Source organism: Paenibacillus sp. PastF-3, from assembly GCF_029893135.1.
In the GTDB taxonomy this organism is placed as follows: domain Bacteria; phylum Bacillota; class Bacilli; order Paenibacillales; family Paenibacillaceae; genus Paenibacillus_AQ; species Paenibacillus_AQ nitricinens.
Map to the genome: position 1 here is coordinate 168590 of NZ_JARXWM010000009.1, position 18623 is coordinate 187212.

The following is an 18623-nucleotide window of genomic DNA, read 5'->3' on the forward strand; positions in this document are numbered from 1 at the left end:
AGGGTAAAACAAATGAAGAGGTTCAAAAAAAGCTTTGCTCTATTTCTTACAGCAGTAATGCTCGTTACAATGGCTGTGCCTGCGCTAGCTAACGGAAAAACAAATGAAAACCTCAAGGCCCACTGGGCTGGAGAAAGTTTAGAGAAGTGGCAGGGTAATGGTGTTATTCAAGGTTATCCGGACGGCTCTTTTAAGCCGGATCATAAAGTAACGCGTGCTGAGCTTGTAAGTATTATTAATAAGCTATTTGGATTTAGCACTCTTTCGGAAATGTCATTCTCGGACGTACCCGCTAAAGCCTGGTATGCAAGCGCTTTATCTATAGCGAAGCAAGCTGGCTATTACAAAGGTTTTCCTGATAATAAAGCGAAAGCGGATACTGAAGTAACTCGTCAGGATGCTGCAACATTAATTGCTTCTGTTTTTTCACTAGAGCCTGACACTAAAGCGAGTACCTTTACAGACCAAGCATCCATCAGCGCTTACGCTAAAGGGGCTACCCTAGCATTGAGTGGAATTCTATCCGGTTATCCAGATGGTACATTTCGTCCGAGCGACCCAATTACAAGGGCAGAGGTAGTCACTATCGTTGACAGATTGGTTAGCGGCTACTACAACACAGCCGGTACATTCACTGGGGGAGATATCCAAGGGAATGTTGTCATTAACCAGAGTGGGGTTGAACTAAAGAATATAGCTGCATCAGGCAACCTTTATCTTACCTCCGGTATTGGTAATGGTGAGGGTTTCTTGGAGAATGTAACTGTACAAGGAAATGTACTTATATCTGGTGGTGGTGAGCATTCGATTCATTTAAAAAATTCTGAATTGGCTGCTGTAAAAGTGAATCGTCCTGAAGGAAAAGTTCGGGTCGTTGTAGAGGGCCGTACGATCATCACTCAACTGTCTATTGATAGTGCTTCTATTATAGAAGTAGGCTCAGGTTCTACAATCGATCAGCTTGTGATTGGTAACGGTGCAACGGGAACGTTGATTACAACAAAAGGTACCATTAGCAAACTTGTAGTAAGTGCTTCCTCTGTAGTCTTAAATGGAGTGACTTTAGTAGCAGGAACATACACTGTGAAGGATGGAATTCTTGTAGAACAGGGAACAAGCACACCGGCGCCTGGGGGCTCAGGTGGTACTAGTGTAGAGCCTGCAGCAACGCCAGTACCGACGGCTACTCCGGAACCTACAGCAACAGCTGCTCCAACGGCAACACCGGAAGCTGGTGTTCATATCGTTGACGTAGATGCATCGGCTGCTACCAAATCGTTATTTGCTTATCTGGATAGCATGAGCGGTAAACAAGTGATGTTCGGTCATCAGCATGATACTACCGTCTCTTTTGCCGGAAAGGATAAGAACGGAAATGTTATTTCTGACGTATACAGCTCCACTGGTGATTATCCCGGGGTTTTTGGTTGGGACACTCTTAGTTTAGATGGATATGAGAATCCTCCTGGCGTTAGCGGAGATTATGAAGCGAGTAGGTTGGGGTTATCAGCTGCCATGAAGCAGGCTCATGATTTGGGGGGTATTGTAACGCTAAGTACACATCCGTACAATTTTGTTACGGGGGGAAGCTTTAATGATACAGGCAATTCCAAAGGAGCAACGCACTCCGTAGTATCACGTATTTTGCCGGGCGGAGATAGGAATGGAGAGTTTAATAAATATCTGGATCGCATCTCTGATTTTGCGAACAATCTTAAGGATGACGATGGAAACCTGATTCCAGTGCTGTTCCGTCCTTTCCACGAACAAAATGGAGGTTGGTTCTGGTGGGGTGCGGCTACAACGACAAAGAGTGAATACGCGGAACTGTACAGATATACAGTTGAATATCTACGTGATGTTAAAGGCGTTCATAACTTCCTTTATGTATTCTCACCAAACGGATCTTTTAATGGAAATGAAAGTGAATATTTAACGACTTATCCGGGTGATTCATTTGTTGATATTCTTGGAATGGATCAGTATGACAACAAGGAGAATGCCGGTTCGGAGGCTTTCCTGAGTGGTCTTGTTAAAGACCTTAAAATGATTTCTCAGCTTGCTCAAGACAAAGGTAAGATTGTTACCCTATCTGAGTATGGTTATAGTGCTGCTGGTATGAAAACAACAGGCAATAATGAGCTGGAATGGTTTACTAAAGTATTGAATGCGATCAAGGCGGACCCTGATGCGGCAAAAATATCATATATGCTGACTTGGGCGAACTTTGGTGAAGGTAACAATCTGTATGTTCCTTATAAGAATGTTCCTAACAAAGCAGATCATGAGTTGCTTCCTGATTTTGTGAATTTCTATAAAGATGATTTCACGGCTTTTGCGAGCGATGTGAAAGAAGATAATAAGTACAATCTCGAGGTTGAAGTGGCAGGAAAGAAACCTTTCCTCCACATCGTAACTCCGAATAATATCAGTACAATAACAGATGCTGTAACCGTCATTCGGGCCAAAGTATTAAATGCAGTGCCTAGCAAAGTGACTTATACTGTGGGTGATTCTGGAGTGGAGGTGGAAATGAAGCTAGGTGCGGACGGTTACTATAGCGCTTCCTGGCAGCCAGAAGCTGGTCTGAATGGCAGTTCAGCAGAGATTACAGTAAAAGCATATGGAACTGGAGAATCTACACTTACGCAAACTAATTCAGTGTTCTTAAAAATCAGCGAAGCGCCGATAAAGGTACTTACTTTTGATACAGATAAGGATCTGGAGCAAATTCAAAATAATGGTACTTGGTCAGGGCTCGCCAATAACGCAGAGATGATCAAGACGGTCTTGCAGCATGCGTCACTAGATGCGGACGGTAAGCTTGTTATTAACATTACTGAAGGGCTGTCTGCTGAGGATACTTGGCAGGAACTGAAGCTGCAATTGAATGATCTTGCACTGGATGGAGTGGATCTGTCTCAAGTTACACGTGTGAAGTTCTCCGTGTTAATTCCGGAGGCTGCTCAGAATGAGGCTAACAATGCTGCGGTACGCAGTGTGATTCAGCTGCCGCCAGATTGGGATACAAAGTATGGCATGGACTCATCCTATAAATCTTTGTCCGATCTTGAGAAAGTTAACATGGGTGGATCACAATATTATAAATTTGATGTTTCGGTTGATCTGGATAATGCTGCTAAATCAGCGGAAGCCGCTGGTCTAGCGATATCCCTGGTTGGCAGTGGTTTGGAAGTGGAAGGTGAATTGCCGATCTATGTAGATAATATCGGTCTTTATAATACGTATACTGCACCTGTTGCTGACAAAGCACTGGTAGATAATTATGAATCTTATGGCTCAAGTGATGAAGCGCTGGTAGCCAAATATCCTAAGGCTGGCGGAGATGATGTGAACGTATCTTTAAGCTCCGAGCATAAGGCATCCGGGGATTACGGAATGAAACTGCACTATACGATTAATAATGCAGGTTATACCGGAGTAGGTAAAAGTCTGGGTTCGCTGGACTGGTCCGACTATAATGCACTCAGTATGTGGGTAGCTTCCGATGGAGACAACGCTTATGCTGAGAAAGGTGAGCCGCTTAAGCTAGTGGTGCAGCTTGTCATTGATGGTGGATATTTCGAAGCTTATCCGGTCATTAATCCAGACAAGAACGGTAAAATAATATTAAGTTTGAAGAATTTGACGGAGATGAGCTGGGGAAAAGCGGGAGAGCTTACACAGGAAAGATTGAAGCAGGTTCAGAGCTTCAATTTGTATGTGAATGCGATGGACGGACATAGCCACGAAGGTTCGCTCTACTTTGACGATATTCAAGCGGTCTATGACGGGACACTTCCGGATATGTCGGGAGAAGAAAATGGAGGTTCGCAGGGACATGCGCCTGGCGTGTTATACGCCTTCACTACCTCATCTGATATTACAGGGTGGGCTACAACTAACGGTTCGTCCGCTAACGCTCAACCTCCAGCATTTGATGCCAATGAAGAAGCGGCAAGTGTACAATTTGATTTGATTAATACCGGCAATGATGCAAATGGCAGCTCCAAAGAATCCTTTGAACTCGCTATTAATCCTGAGAAGCTGAATATTACAGGGCTCGATACGATCAGCGCTAAGGTTAGGCTCTCGAGTGGTGCGGCTAAAGCGCGTCTATTCATCAAGACAGGTGCGGACTGGAAATGGAGCGACAGCGGCGATCCTGTGCCTATAGATTCTAAGGGCTATACGACCTTATCTATTTCACTGCCGACTGCAGCAGCAGGCTTGAGCGTAGATTTGGCTGCTGTAAAGACGATTGGGATTAAAATTGAGGATGTTTCCAATGATGGAGGAACTGCGAAGCTTTACTTGAAGGAAGTATCTCTGGAGAAAGCTGTCCCGGATGTTCACTTTGGCTTCGAGACGGGTAACGACGGTTGGTCTATTAATTCTGGTACAGCCACAGTATCTTCTGATGTATATGCTGAAGGTAATCAATCTTTGAAGCTTGATTTCGCATGGAATGGAGAAGATAAAGATCCTTTTATAGCAGCAACAAAAGTAGCTGCGCTTGATCTGAGCTTATTCTCCAAGCTTACTGCTAAAGTTAGAATACTCTCTGACCATCCTGATGTCCAAGCCAAGCTGTTTCTTCAATTAGGGGGTTATGCAGTATGGGTCGATTCGGGTGCGAAGATAGCTGCTCAGGATGGATTCACGGAGTTCACGATTGATCTCAGCAACAATTCCAATCTATCGCCTGATAATTTGAAAAAAGTGGATGCCATTGGCATTCAGTTTGTTACACCTTCTACGGCTGGAACCGCTACAGCTTATATTGACGAAATCATAGCTTCTAATTAAGAGCGCTGCGATCCAGGTGTGAAATAAGGGTCCCTGCATGTCCATTAGGATTGTCTAATGGACATGCGGGGACTATTTTGTATGATCAGTTTATAGTTAATGATTTGAATACCATTCAAGCGCTGCTCTTTCTAGTTCAGTGACAAATGCTTCTTTCCCATCCATTTAGGCTTCAATGTCCTTCGGATATTTCGTTCAACAGGCATCATATCAATGATTGGTTTAGCTTTTAGCCCAGGAACAGAAGTGCTGCCAATATGGTGAATATCAATAAGTGCATCAGCGAAGATCTCTTTAATCTTACGAGAATCTTCTTGGAAAATAAGATTCCATTCCTCATTGTATTGTGCGACAGTAACATCCATTTGGCTAACCTCTCTTTATGTTTGATTCCTGGATTTTTTTATTATAGAACAAGTGTTCTTAATAATCAAATACTAAATTTAATATTGGCGGGCATAATCAACGAGATTTAGGGATGGAGTGCCAGTAGATAAATAGGAATTTATATTTTCGGTAAAAATATTTACGATTCGATTAGTGTATTGATCGGTTATGCCAGCAGAATGAGGAGTGATGACTACCTGCTCCATAGTCCAAAGCGGATGATCCTGCGGGAGGGGTTCGGTTTCGAAAACATCCAATCCCGCACCACGAAGCTGACCGCGATTCAGTGCATGGATTAGAGCCTCAGTATCAGTAGTCGCTCCGCGTCCAACGTTAATGTAATAGGAACCTTGTTTAAAGGCAGAAAAGATTGGAGTGTTAAATAATTGCTTAGTTTCATCGGTGATAGGGAGTATATTGATGATGAAGTCGCCTTGGCTCACAGCTTCTGGCAGATGGTCAGTGGTATATACTTGATCAAAATCAGCGAGTGGCTTGCCTGAGCGACTTACTCCGATCGTCTTCATCCGGAATGCTTTAGCTATTCTGGCAGTTTCGCTGCCGATGGCTCCAGTTCCAACAATAACGGCTGTTTTTCCGAACAATTCACTCTCACTTCCGTCAGAATTCCAGTAACGGTTCATCTGATTGCGAACGGCTGTGTGCAAATTACGTGTGAAGAGAAGCATGAAACCAAAAATTACCGCAGAAATAGGCTCGGCATGCACTCCGCTCCCACTAGTCAATAGGATTCCACGTTCCTTAAAACGCTCTAACGGGAGTTTCTCAATTCCAGCAGACCAGGATTGGACCCAGCGAAGGGGCGAATCTGGACGAAGAAGCGTATCGGCGATGCCTTTAGCCCAGCCGATTACGATTTCAGCATCAGCTAGCAGCTGTAAATCCGGATTTTTGCCGTCACCTTGTGTGAATGTATAACCGGGGGCTGCTGCTTTAATCCTTTCTTGTTGTTCGGCTGTAAGTGGTTGTAAACATACTATGGACTTAGTCATGATGTATTCCTCCTGCTATAAGGTTTGATGAAAATGGATAATGTTATAGGATAAGGATACCAAATCTATAGGAGAAGGTGAAATTGATATGGATGCTAACGTGTCGGATAAAGATTCAGAACGATTATTTATTGCTGTGAAATTACCTTCAGAACTTCAACAAGTTGTGGCGGAAGAGTGCTCTAACCTATCACATAAGTTTCATTTTGCAAAATGGACTCATCCAGAGGATTATCATATTACCCTGCAATTTTTAGGAGATACCCCAAAGACGAAAATCCCGGATTTAATCAGGTCATTGAAGCAGATGTCAGAGCAATGCCGTCCCTTCAAACTATCCTTAGATAAATGGAATACATTTGGTCTGCCGAAGGCTCCAAAAGTTTTATGGGTAGGGGTTTCCGGCGAATTAGAAGAGCTGAATTTACTGGCTGCGAGAGTACACGCTGCGACACTTCCTTTAGGTTTTTCGGCCGAATCCAGGGAGTACAAACCACATCTCACAGTGGCTCGAAAGTACCTTGGAAAAATTTCATTTGATGATAAATTGCTGGAAAACTTACTGAAATTGGATGATGAAAAAAGATCGAAAATCTTTCATAGAGACTGGACGATTGATAGTTTTGTGTTGTATGCTACCAGAATGTATGCCATTCCTATGTATGAAATGATTGAAAATATTACATTTTAAATTCGGTATTTAAGTTTTCAAAGCTTCCGTTTTCGGTTACATACAATAGGAATGTGCCGTGAAATAGGAGGAATATCATGTTAATCTTTAAACAAAACCGCTGTATCGCGTTGCTTGTTGGCGTTATACTAGTGTGTTTCTCTGCCATAAGCTTAATGCAGCCTAATCAGGTTGCCGAGGGGAAAATAGATAGTGTGCAGATGGATAAGCTGCAATCCACCAGCCGAGCATCGGTAATTAATTATTTGCAAGAAGAATCAAAATCTAGTAAGACGAGGGGCACTACAAAAGTTTCACAAACGAATAAGCTTTACAACACAGTTAATCTGTTCAGTTCCACTTGGAAACCAGAGCAAAGTGTAGAATGGCTTAGTAAGAATAAAATAAAGCCACAAAATACATCGCAGGCTTCCATAGTTCGGGTAAAGGCTGATGTAGCACAATCTAATTCAGCTGCGCAGAAAGCGACAGCGAAAAAGAGCGCTCAGACTGTAGTTAAGACAGTCTCGGCATCTCAGAAAAATCCCCTCACAACATTATACTTCTCTCGGACCGAGCTATTAAGCCAGGAGCAGCAAAGTAAAGCAACCCGGCGCTACGCAGTATCCGAAGAAGAACTGCTTCTGCTACAAAAGATTGTAATGGCAGAGGCGGAAGGTGAACCGTACCAGGGCAAGGTGGCAGTTGCCAACGTTGTTCTGAATAGGCTGCGGTCAGCCAATTTCCCCGACACGATATATAAGGTCATTTATCAAAAGCATCAATTCAGTCCTGTAGCTAACGGGCGTCTTAAACGTGTCAAACCTAATGATGATAGTATTAAAGCGGTGAACGCAGCGCTCTCTGGCGTGAAGGAAGTTCCTGATAATACTTATTTTTTCCTATCGCTTAAGCTTGCGCAGGATCTTACCGTACATCATTCGCAGGAGTATGTGAAGACCATTGGTAATCATACGTTTTATAAATAATTGACCTATTCTGTGAACCTCAGCTATTTATAGGGTAAACTAGACTAAATAACCCTGGAGGTGGAAGAATTGTCATGAAGATCACTTATTACGGACACTCAGCACTGCTGGTAGAAACAGAGCAAGCGAAAGTTATTATTGACCCTTTTTTGTCAGGGAATCCGAACTCCGGTATTTCACCCGATGATATTACTGTAGATGCTGTCCTGCTGACTCACGGTCACTTGGATCATTTAGGTGATGCTGTGCAAATTGCCAAACAAAATGATTGTCCGATCTTTGCTGTTTTTGAGCTTGCAGAATATTGCCGGATGAAGGGTGCCAAGGTTAAACATATGAATATAGGTGGCTGTCATATTTATGATGCCATTACTGTTAAATATACTCAGGCGTTTCATTCCTCATCGATTCAGGAAGGCGACGTTTGGATTTATGCTGGACAGCCCGCAGGTATTTTATTGACGATAGAGGGTAAGACGTTATTTCATGCAGGTGATACCGCACTATTCAGCGATCTGCGTCTGATTGGTGAAAGAACTGCGATTGATTTGGCGGCTCTGCCAATTGGCGATATGCTGACCATGGGACCGGATGATGCGCTCCTTGCTGCGCTCTGGCTTCAAGTGGACAAGGTCATCCCACTTCATTACAATACATTTCCGGATATTGCCCAAGATGCTATGGATTTCTGTACTCGTCTGCGACAAGAGGGGATAGAGGGGTTCCCGCTTAAAGCTGGTGAAAGTATAGAGATTTAATAAATCCCGATCACATGTTTACACAAAAAAGTAGATAGCCGGGGATTTTCCCGGCTATCTACTTTTCTTTACATATAATTGGGACCTCACAAAGTACCTGATTACGCATCCAAGAAGAAACGAGATTGTCGTCTATTAAAGACGATAACCGTTTCTCGTAGAAATATAAAGATAATGTATAGCGTAAAAGTTACATTCTTATATTTGAAGAAAAGCTCCGCTTCGTGGGGATGTTTTATGGTGTAATGCACACAGCCTCTTCGCCTCGGGCTTGAGATCTTGCTCCTCTAATATCAGCTGTTTTGTCTGCGGGGTTGCCTAACATCTGCAGAACGGTAGTCGCGCAACTTTGCGGTTGATGTTTATCAGGGGCAAGACGGCGTTTACGCTGCTCTTCGAGAACAGAATACTCACGGAGCATCATAGAGAACCATTTGTTTACTACCTCACAGTCAAGTACCTCTGCTAGTCCAAGCTCTACAAAATATTGGCAGTTTTTCTCTTCCTGACCTGGAATAGCTTTATAGAAGAGCATTGGAATTCCCTTAGCCTGACCTTCGGTACAGGTCATACCGCCAGGTTTTGTGATTAGAAGGTCGGAAGCATCCATCAGTTTATTGATTTCACTGGTGTATCCAAGAATCCTGACGTTAGGATGATTAAGTCTTGGATTGGACTTCATTTTGGCTATAAGCTTCTCGTTACTGCCCATACAGAAGATGAGCTGGATGTTATCCATTCTGGCTGTGAGTGAATTCATAATCTCTTTGCCGAACATCAGTCCCCAGCCTCCACCCATTATAAGAACAGTAGGGATATCGGCTAGACCTAGTTCCTTACGGAGCAGCGTCTTGTTGGATCGTTCCCAGAACTTCGGATGCACAGGAATGCCGGTGACCGTTACAAGCTCAGGAGCAATCCCTCGGCCTGTTAGAATTGATTTGACGCGTGGGGTAGAGACGAGATATCGATTGACCTCGGAATTTACCCAGCTACCATGTGCATCATAATCTGTAATTAACGTATACAGCGGAACCTCCAATCCACGACGTTTTAGTCTGGAAATGACAGCAGCCGGAATGGGATGTGTACAAATAATCAAATCAGGTTTTAGCTGTTCGATCACTTGAGAGGCATGTGTATAAAAAATCCGGTGAAGTGCCATCTTAGTCAACGGGTTCAATGATTTATGATATTGTGTCTTATACATCATGCCGACCAGCTTAGGCTGGCTGCTAACTGTTTTTCGGTAAGCGGAAAGAATCCATGGGGCGACCATCGGGTTAAGAAATTTACCTAGCTCGATGACTCGGCACTGGACATCCGGATTCAGCAGCTTTATTCCTTCGGCCAGAGCATAGGCTGCTCCTGTGTGGCCCGTACCGAAGCCTTCCGAAAACAGCAGTACTCTTTTCTTTCGCATAAGTTCACCTGCTACTTTCCTTTTCAATAGAAATGCGGAATTTCTTCTTAATATAAATGAGGGAAAACTGTTCTCTAATCACATTATACAAATAAGACGTAAATAGAAAGTTAAAACCCTGCAATAAATAAAAAAATAAAAGATTTTCTAAAGTATTGCAAACTGCAAGGCTTCATGTTAAAGTAATGAATGACCAATTGACCGGATTAGTAAAGTGGTCAGATAGTCAGCGGTAATGATATTTTCTGGAGAAAGGAAGTGAGCACAGGTGGCAGTGGTGGATCGAAGACAGCAGGTGCTTCAGGCCGCAGCAAAATCTTTTTCATTATTCGGCTATAAGGCGACTACCATGGATCAGGTTGCTAAGATCGCAAATGTTGGGAAAGGAACCATCTACACCTTTTTTACAAACAAAGAGCAATTGTTTGATGAGATCCTGCGCGATATGATGGTAGAAATGAAGATGATTGCTGATCGCGAGATCAGGCGAGACAGACCTTTCTTTGATAACCTGCATCGTGTGCTGGATGCCCTGCTGGAATTTCGAAGTGAGCAGGAGCTATTCATCAAGCTTTCCCAGGAGAGTCGCGAATTCGGAACGCCGCAGGCAGGAGAAGGGCTCGAGAAGATCGAGAACTTAGTTTTAGAATATTTAGAACGGGAGGTGCAACAAGCGCTCCAAAAGGGAGAAATCAAACCTTGCGATCCTAAAATCGTATCTGTAGTCATGTTCAGGCTATATATTGTATTGACTGCTGAACTGAATAAAACACATACTCCCTTGGACAAGGAACAGATCAAGATGTACTTTCATTTGTTTCTCGCCGAAGGATTGGCACAGTAAGCGTTGATTCAGGGTAGGGATGGCGTGATCAGATTCGCTTTCCCTTAACAATTTCCAAGCTGTTATAGGCATTGAAGAAGAGCCGAGAGGCGTTTTTTTATCCCCTGAATTGACCAAATGGGGAAAGTGGTCACCTAGTGTTACGTAATATTTCGCAAACAAAGCATTTTAAAGAGAGCATAAGCTCATAAGGAGAGAACCAGAATGAAATCATTATCCGTATTTACCAAGGATCTTGGCGCAGCACTGAGAAATCCAAAGGTGCTGATTCCGATGATTGCCATCCTATTTATTCCGGTGATGTATAGCGGATTCTTCCTAAAGGCATTCTGGGATCCGTATGGCAAGATGAATGAGTTACCGGTTGCTGTGGTCAACCAAGACGTCGGTGCTAATTATGAAGGAAAACAACTTCAGGCCGGAGATGATCTGGTTGAAGAGCTTAAGGTAACCGATGGCTTTCAATGGAACTTTGTTTCACTAGAAGAAGCGCAAGCAGGAATGAAGGACAATACCTATTATATGTCGATTATTGTTCCAGAAGACTTCTCTGCTAAAGCAACAACGCTTTTGGATGATGAACCACAACCGGCAAAAATTATTTATGAGCCAAATGAAGGCTACAACTTCCTGGCCGGTCAAATCGGCGGAACGGCTGTAGCAGAAATTAAATCTAAAGTATCCGCTAAGGTAACTGAGGCTTATGTGGATTCTGTATTCAATCAGATTACTGATGTATCTAAAGGACTTGGCGAAGCGGGAGATGGAGCTAGCAAGATCGCTGATGGTGCAGGTAAGCTGGATGACGGCGCACTGAAGCTGAAAGAGAATCTTCTTGTACTGACTGAAGGTACGGGCAAGCTTCAAAATGGTTTAGAACCACTGACTAAAGGTGTGACTGATTTAAATTCAGGTGCTACCGCAATTCAAACGGGTTCTAGCACTTTGGCAGGCGGTTTGCAACAATTGTCGGCTGCTCATACACAGCTTCAAGATGGCGTTGCACAAAGCGCTGCCGGCAGTAAACAGCTTAGTGATGGCTTGAAGCAAGCTGTAACAGGTGCCACACAGCTTCAAGCAGGTACGAAGTCTGCTGTGGATGGTACTGCTAAACTACAAGCAGGAACACAATCTTTAGTCGACGGCAGCGCGAAGCTGGAAGCAGGTTTGACCTCTTCCGTTGATGGCAGCGCGAAGCTGGAAGCAGGCTTGCAGGCTTCCGCAGAAGGTAGCACAAAGGTTACTGAGGGTGCTAAAGCGGTCGCTCAAGGTTTGCAGCAATTGGCACAGGCTAGTCCTGAGCTGGCACAAAATCCAGCCGTACAGAAGCTCCTAGCAGCTAGTGCAGCTGTTGCACAAGGCAGTGAACAACTGCAACAAAGCCAACAACAGTTAGCACAAGGAGCAAGCGCACTTCACAGTGGGCAAGAGCAACTTGCACAAGGTGCAACTCAGCTGCATGCTGGTTCACAGCAGGTTTCTGCTGGAGTAACCCAGTTGCATGATGGAGCACAGCAATTAAATGCTGGTAGCACTCAGCTCTTGGCAGGACAACAAAAATTGGCACAAGGTGCGTCAGCCCTTGTAACAGGTGGCGATAAGCTACAAGCAGGTATGAAACAGTTCGGTGCGAAGCTTAGTGAAGCAGCAGCTGGAGGTAACAAACTTGCTGAGGGTGGTAAAGCACTCGGAGATGGTACATCGAAATTACTCAGTGGTGTTGGTGAACTAGGTAGCGGCATTGGTGCTGTAGCTGACGGTTCCAAACAATTGGCTAATGGTGCAGGCGAGCTGAAGAATGGGATGGATGATCTGAAATCTGGATCCACAGAACTTGCAACTAAGCTTGGTGAAGCTGCTGAACAAACAGGCAGCGTGAATAAGTCAGATAAAATGATGGAAATGTTCGCACAACCGGTTGTGGTTGAGGATCAGGTTGTAAATCATGTACCGAACTATGGCACAGGGTTTGCTCCTTACTTCTTATCTCTTGGGTTGTTCGTAGGTGCTCTGATTTCTACGATTGTTATTCCAATGCGTGAATCAGCTGTAATTGGCGCAAGCCGTTTGAATCGTTTTATCAGCCGTACGCTTACGTTCTCAATCATGAGCTTTATCCAGTCTATGCTGGCTGCTGTGGTTGTATTGTACGGACTTGGACTAGAAGTACAAAGTGTACCGCTATTCTTCCTGTTTACATTCTTGACTAGTCTAGTTTACACATGGGTAGTACAATCCATTGTTACTTGGCTGGATCAACCGGGACGTTTTGTTGTTATCGTTATTCTTATTTTCCAATTAACAACTAGTGCTGGAACATTCCCACTTGAATTGATCCCGAACTGGATGAAATTCTTTAACCCACTGCTTCCTATGACTTACACAGTTAGTGGTTTTAAATCAGTAATTTCTACAGGGGACTTCAGTGCAATGTGGAGTGATGTAGGTGTGCTTGCAATCTTCGGTCTTGGATTCCTTGCTCTTACTTTCGCTTACTTCATGACCCGCAGTCGGGACAATGAAGCTGGAATGAATAGTGAACAGGCTCTGACTGTATAATTTTAAAAAAAAGTAATTAAAAAGCGTCTCCTCCGGGAGACGCTTTTTTTGAGTTCAAATCATAGAACCCTTTTTCTTGCAAACATTCAAGGGCAATGAAAATTCTTGAAACGCTTTCATTGCATAAGTTCTTATGCGTCAATTATGCATAATTATACACATATGAGTTTTTTTAAACTTTTGTCCACTAAAGCTGTGTCGCAAAAAGAAATGTTAATCAGCATCATAAAAAAGTTTAAATTGCGCTGTTGTCACCTCGGTGATAAAATAATAGCACTAATCTGGCTTGAATAATTATTAAAATTTTAATCTGAAAAATTTTCCAAAGATTACGCCATACTTTATAATAGAAAGGTTGCGTTCGATGAGACACACTGAACTGCCCGGAAAACAGGGCCTGTATGATCCCCAGTTCGAAAAAGATGCTTGCGGCATGGGATTTGTAGCCCATATTAAAGGCAAACCGTCCCATGATATTGTTAGTAACGCTTTAACAATGCTCTTTAATATGGAGCATCGTGGCGGACAAGGTAGCGAACCCAACTCTGGTGACGGAGCAGGTATCATGCTGCAAATTCCGCACCGTTTCTTTGCTAGTGAAGCCCAGAAGCTTGGCTTTGCTTTGCCGGAACAAGGCCATTATGGCGTAGGCATGATTTTTCTATCTCAAAACGAGAAAGTTCGGGCTCAGCATGAGGCTCTTTTAAGCAAAATTATTGCTGAAGAAGGTCAGGAAGTACTCGGCTATCGTGATGTACCTACCTATGATGAAATGCTAGGCAAAACAGCGAAGGCTGCAAAGCCTTTTGTGCGCCAAGTGTTTATCGGTCGCTCGGCCTCGGTTACGAGCGAATTGTCTTTTGAGCGTAAGCTTTATGTCATTCGCAAACGTGCAGAACTTGCGATTCGCTACGGTGGTGTAGAAGAGGCTGAAGCCTTCTATATCCCAAGCTTGTCATGTCGTAAGATCGTGTACAAAGGCATGCTGACTACAGAACAAGTCGGACAATTCTACCTGGATTTGCAGAACGAAGAGCTGGAATCAGCAATCGCGTTAGTTCACTCCCGTTTCAGTACGAATACCTTCCCAAGCTGGGAACGTGCGCATCCCTACCGCTTTATGATCCACAATGGTGAGATTAATACCTTGCGCGGAAATGTGAACTGGATGCATGCTCGCCAGTCGCTGTTCAAGAGTGAAGTGTTCGGCGAAGATCTGAGCAAGATCAAACCTGTTATAAACCCGGATGGATCGGACACTGCAATGTTTGATAATACCTTTGAGTTTCTTTATTTGAGCGGACGCTCCTTGACGCAGGTAGCCATGATGATGGTCCCTGAACCATGGAGCAATCATGACAGTATGGACGCCGACAAGAAAGCTTTTTACGAATATCACAGCACTTTGATGGAGCCATGGGACGGACCTGCTGCAATGGGCTTTACAGATGGTGTGCAAATCGGCGCTATTTTGGACCGTAACGGCTTGCGGCCTGCTCGTTATTATGTAACAAAGGACGACATGATTATTCTATCCTCCGAAGCGGGTGTACTGGACATTCCAGCAGAGGACATCTTATATAAAGACCGCCTGAAGCCTGGACGCATGCTGCTCGTGGATACGAAGGAAGGCCGCATTATCTCCGATGAGGAAGTTAAATCGGCTATCGCCACCGAGAAGCCTTACCGCCAGTGGCTGGATGAGCATTTGATTAGTCTCGAAGAGCTTCCAGATGCGCCTGAGCTACCCAATCCTAAGCATGACAATGTGCAGCAGCTGCAGCAAGCGTTCGGCTATACTTTTGAGGATTTGCGCAAGGTGCTTGAGCCAATGGCATCTACTGGCGCTGAAGCTGTAGGTTCCATGGGGTATGATGCGCCGCTTGCGGTGCTTTCTGACCGTCCGCAGCGTCTATATAACTATTTCAAACAAATGTTTGCTCAAGTTACGAATCCGCCAATCGATGCGATTCGCGAAGAGCTGGTTACCTCTACTACGACTACGATTGGACCAGAGCGTAACTTGCTTAAACCAGAACCAGAAAGCTGTCGCCAAATCTCGCTGCACACACCGATTCTTTCGAATGAAGACTTTGCTAAAATTCGTCATGTTCGTCGAGCAGGCTTCAAGTCGATGTCTATTCCGATTCTTTTCCCGGCTGAGCTCGGAGCAGAAGGAATGCGTATCGCGCTTGAGCGTATGAACGAGGCTGCGGATCGCGTTATGGCTAAAGGTCATAACATTCTGATTCTGACGGACCGTGGTGTGGACCGTGAGAATGCTGCGATTCCTGCTCTACTTGCGGTATCGAGCTTGCATCACCATCTGATCCGGCAGGGAACACGGACAAAAGTTAGTATTTTACTTGAATCCGGTGAACCTCGTGAAGTCCATCATTATGCACTTCTGCTTGGTTATGGTGTGAGTGCAGTCAATCCGTATCTGGCCTTTGAAAGTTTGGATGATATGATCGGCCAAGGCTTACTGCGGGGAATCTCGCATGAGAAGGCTGTGAAGAACTATATTAAAGCTGCGACTAAGAGCGTAGTTAAGATTCTTTCCAAAATGGGGATTTCTACTATTCAATCCTACCGGGGCGCGCAGATTTTTGAAGCTGTGGGTCTGAACTCGGAGTTCGTGGATCGTTACTTTACTTGGACACCTTCCCGCATTGGCGGTATTGGTCTGGAGGAAGTAGCAACCGAGGCACTTATCCATCATAACCGTGCTTTCACTGAAAAAGACGGAAATGATAAAGTGCTTGATTCCGGTGGTGATTATCAATGGCGAAACGATGGGGAAGATCATTTGTTCAACCCGCAGACCATTCATCTGCTTCAGCACTCTGTGCGTAGTGGAGATTATAAAATGTACAAGAAATATGCTGCACTGGTTCAAGGTGAAAGTGAGAAGCATCAGACAATTCGTTCTTTATTGCAGTTCAAGTCAGCATATGAACCGATTCCTTTAGAAGAAGTAGAACCCGTAGCGTCCATTATGAAACGGTTCAAGACGGGTGCGATGTCCTTTGGTTCCATTAGTAAGGAAGCGCATGAGACCCTCGCTATTGCAATGAACCGGATCGGTGGTAAGAGTAATACTGGTGAGGGTGGAGAAGATCCGGCCCGCTATATCCCGGACAGCAACGGCGATTCCCGTCGCAGTGCGATTAAACAAGTAGCTTCCGGACGTTTTGGAGTTACATCTAACTACCTTGTTAACGCTGATGAGATCCAGATTAAGATGGCTCAGGGTGCTAAACCAGGGGAAGGCGGACAGCTTCCAGGACGTAAAGTTTATCCATGGGTGGCTGAAGTACGCGGTTCAACAGCGGGTGTGGGCTTGATTTCACCTCCGCCGCATCATGATATTTATTCGATTGAGGATTTGGCAGAGCTGATCTATGATCTGAAGAATGCCAATCCACGTGCAAACATTAATGTTAAGCTCGTCTCTGAAGTCGGAGTAGGTACGATTGCTGCTGGCGTAGCCAAAGGGCGTGCTGATATTATCCTGGTAAGTGGCTATGACGGGGGGACAGGTGCATCTCCAATGAACTCCATTCGTCATGCAGGTCTTCCATGGGAACTTGGCTTGGCTGAAACGCATCAGACGTTGATGCTGAACAATCTGCGTGACCGCGTTGTACTGGAAACAGACGGAAAAATGCTTAGCGGACGCGATCTAGCCGTAGCTGTATTACTGGGTGCTGAAGAGTATGGCTTCGCTACTGCTCCGTTAGTAGCTGTGGGTTGTATCATGATGCGTGTCTGCCAAATGGATACATGTCCGGTTGGCGTGGCAACACAAAATCCCGATCTTCGTAAGAACTTTACGGGTGATCCACAGCATGTAGTTAACTTTATGACCTTTGTGGCACAGGATTTACGCGAAATTATGGCGAGTCTTGGCTTCCGTACGATTGAAGAGATGGTTGGCCGTACAGATTGCTTAGACGCTGCTCAAGCTTCGCAGCATTGGAAGAAGAAGGGCGTAGATTTGAGTAGTCTGCTGCATGTACCGGAAATGCCAGAGGGAAGCACGCGCTTCTGCAGTAAACGTCAGAATCATGGTCTGGAAGAGACGCTTGATGTCTCTAAACTGCTGGATCTGGCTGCACCTGCACTGGAATCTGGAACGGCTGTAGAAGCATCGTTACCGATTACGAACGTTAATCGTGCCGTTGGAACCATCCTTGGCAGCGAGCTGACACGTAAATACGGGGCAGCCGGCTTGCCTGATGATACGATTCGTCTTCATTTCACCGGTTCTGCTGGTCAAAGCTTGGGTGCATTCGTACCTAAGGGGATCACACTTACGGTGGAAGGCGATTCCAATGACTACGTTGGTAAGGGACTGTCGGGTGGTAAGATTATTATCAAACCCTCTCCAAAAGCTACCTTTGCAGCTGAGGACAATATCATTATCGGAAATACTGCATTCTACGGAGCAACAGCTGGAGAAGCTTATATCAACGGTATCGCCGGTGAACGCTTTGCCGTTCGAAATTCTGGAGCGAAGGTTGTTGTAGAAGGTGTGGGTGACCACGGTTGTGAATACATGACCGGAGGCCGTGTGGTGGTTCTTGGTGAAACAGGCCGTAACTTTGCGGCAGGGATGTCAGGTGGTATCGCTTATGTTTACGATCCAGAGAGATCCTTCATCGGCCGCTGCAATCTCGAAATGGTCTTGCTCGAGAGAGTGGAAGAGCCAGAAGAGATCGAAGAGCTGCGCGAGCTGATTAGCCGTCATGTAGAGCTTACAGGCAGTGAGGCGGGAGCGCGGGTATTGGATCACTGGGCAGATAGCTTGCCGAAGTTTGTTCGGGTCATTCCGAAGGATTACAAACGGATGATGGAGCAGATTCGCAAAGTGGAGCAAACCGGATTGACCGGCGAGGCTGCTTTGATGGCTGCATTTGAAGCGAATATGCGCGAGCTTGCACGTGTAGGTGGCTAAATACCTGTATTCTGAAAAAAACGGGTAATATTGAATGAAGTAATATAAGGGACTTGGACTCTTTCGTTTGCGGGAGGCCAGGTCCTTTTTTGTTCCAATTGAATCGAATCCTCGGTCTAAACAACGTTAGACTGTTTCTTTTTTGTAATTTTCTGAAAAAAACGGTATGGTAAACTTGTTTGTAAATGAAAGGAAGTGATACTGTGTCAAA

General features: G+C 44.7%; 10 protein-coding genes. 7 read left to right on the forward strand and 3 right to left on the reverse strand.

Translation table 11 applies throughout. From position 1 onward, the window contains the following. Nucleotides 1-12 precede the first annotated feature (12 nt). Nucleotides 13-4809, forward strand: coding sequence for a glycosyl hydrolase (locus tag M2444_RS19100; RefSeq protein WP_280787767.1), 4797 nt, complete (start codon nt 13-15; stop codon nt 4807-4809). A 131-nt stretch (nt 4810-4940) separates the two neighbouring features. Here M2444_RS19100 and M2444_RS19105 read toward each other — a convergent pair whose 3' ends face one another. Beyond that, nucleotides 4941-5174 (reverse strand): GrpB family protein, encoded by a 234-nt coding sequence (locus tag M2444_RS19105; protein ID WP_280787768.1) that lies wholly within the window; start codon nt 5172-5174, stop codon nt 4941-4943. A 78-nt stretch (nt 5175-5252) separates the two neighbouring features. Next, nucleotides 5253-6209 carry a D-2-hydroxyacid dehydrogenase gene (locus tag M2444_RS19110; RefSeq protein ID WP_280787769.1) on the reverse strand — a complete coding sequence of 319 codons (957 nt, stop codon included), beginning with the start codon at nt 6207-6209 and terminating at the stop codon, nt 5253-5255. An 88-nt stretch (nt 6210-6297) separates the two neighbouring features. Here M2444_RS19110 and thpR point away from each other — a divergent pair, with 88 nt between their 5' ends. From thpR to M2444_RS19125, 3 genes are all read left to right on the forward strand, one after another. Beyond that, nucleotides 6298-6900, forward strand: a complete 603-nt coding sequence (gene thpR / locus M2444_RS19115; RefSeq protein ID WP_094871429.1) for an RNA 2',3'-cyclic phosphodiesterase — start codon at nt 6298-6300, stop codon at nt 6898-6900. Nucleotides 6901-6977: 77 nt separating this feature from the next. After that, nucleotides 6978-7868, forward strand: a complete 891-nt coding sequence (locus tag M2444_RS19120) for a cell wall hydrolase (RefSeq protein WP_094871430.1) — start codon at nt 6978-6980, stop codon at nt 7866-7868. Nucleotides 7869-7942: 74 nt separating this feature from the next. Beyond that, nucleotides 7943-8626, forward strand: a complete 684-nt coding sequence (locus tag M2444_RS19125; protein WP_280787770.1) for a metal-dependent hydrolase — start codon at nt 7943-7945, stop codon at nt 8624-8626. 235 nt (nt 8627-8861) lie between these two features. Here M2444_RS19125 and M2444_RS19130 read toward each other — a convergent pair whose 3' ends face one another. Next, nucleotides 8862-10049: an MGDG synthase family glycosyltransferase gene (locus M2444_RS19130; RefSeq protein ID WP_094871432.1), complete on the reverse strand. Its 1188-nt coding sequence runs from the start codon at nt 10047-10049 to the stop codon at nt 8862-8864. Between the two features lie 268 nt (nt 10050-10317). Here M2444_RS19130 and M2444_RS19135 point away from each other — a divergent pair, with 268 nt between their 5' ends. The 3 genes from M2444_RS19135 to gltB all read left to right on the forward strand — a co-directional run bounded on the left by M2444_RS19135 (nt 10318) and on the right by gltB (nt 18412). Beyond that, nucleotides 10318-10893: a TetR/AcrR family transcriptional regulator gene (locus M2444_RS19135; RefSeq protein WP_094871433.1), complete on the forward strand. Its 576-nt coding sequence runs from the start codon at nt 10318-10320 to the stop codon at nt 10891-10893. 204 nt (nt 10894-11097) lie between these two features. Next, nucleotides 11098-13452, forward strand: coding sequence for a YhgE/Pip domain-containing protein (locus tag M2444_RS19140; RefSeq protein WP_094877693.1), 2355 nt, complete (start codon nt 11098-11100; stop codon nt 13450-13452). A 364-nt stretch (nt 13453-13816) separates the two neighbouring features. After that, complete coding sequence (gene gltB / locus M2444_RS19145) at nt 13817-18412, forward strand: glutamate synthase large subunit (protein WP_094877695.1); 4596 nt, start codon at nt 13817-13819, stop codon at nt 18410-18412. The last annotated feature ends 211 nt before the right edge of the window (nt 18413-18623 follow it).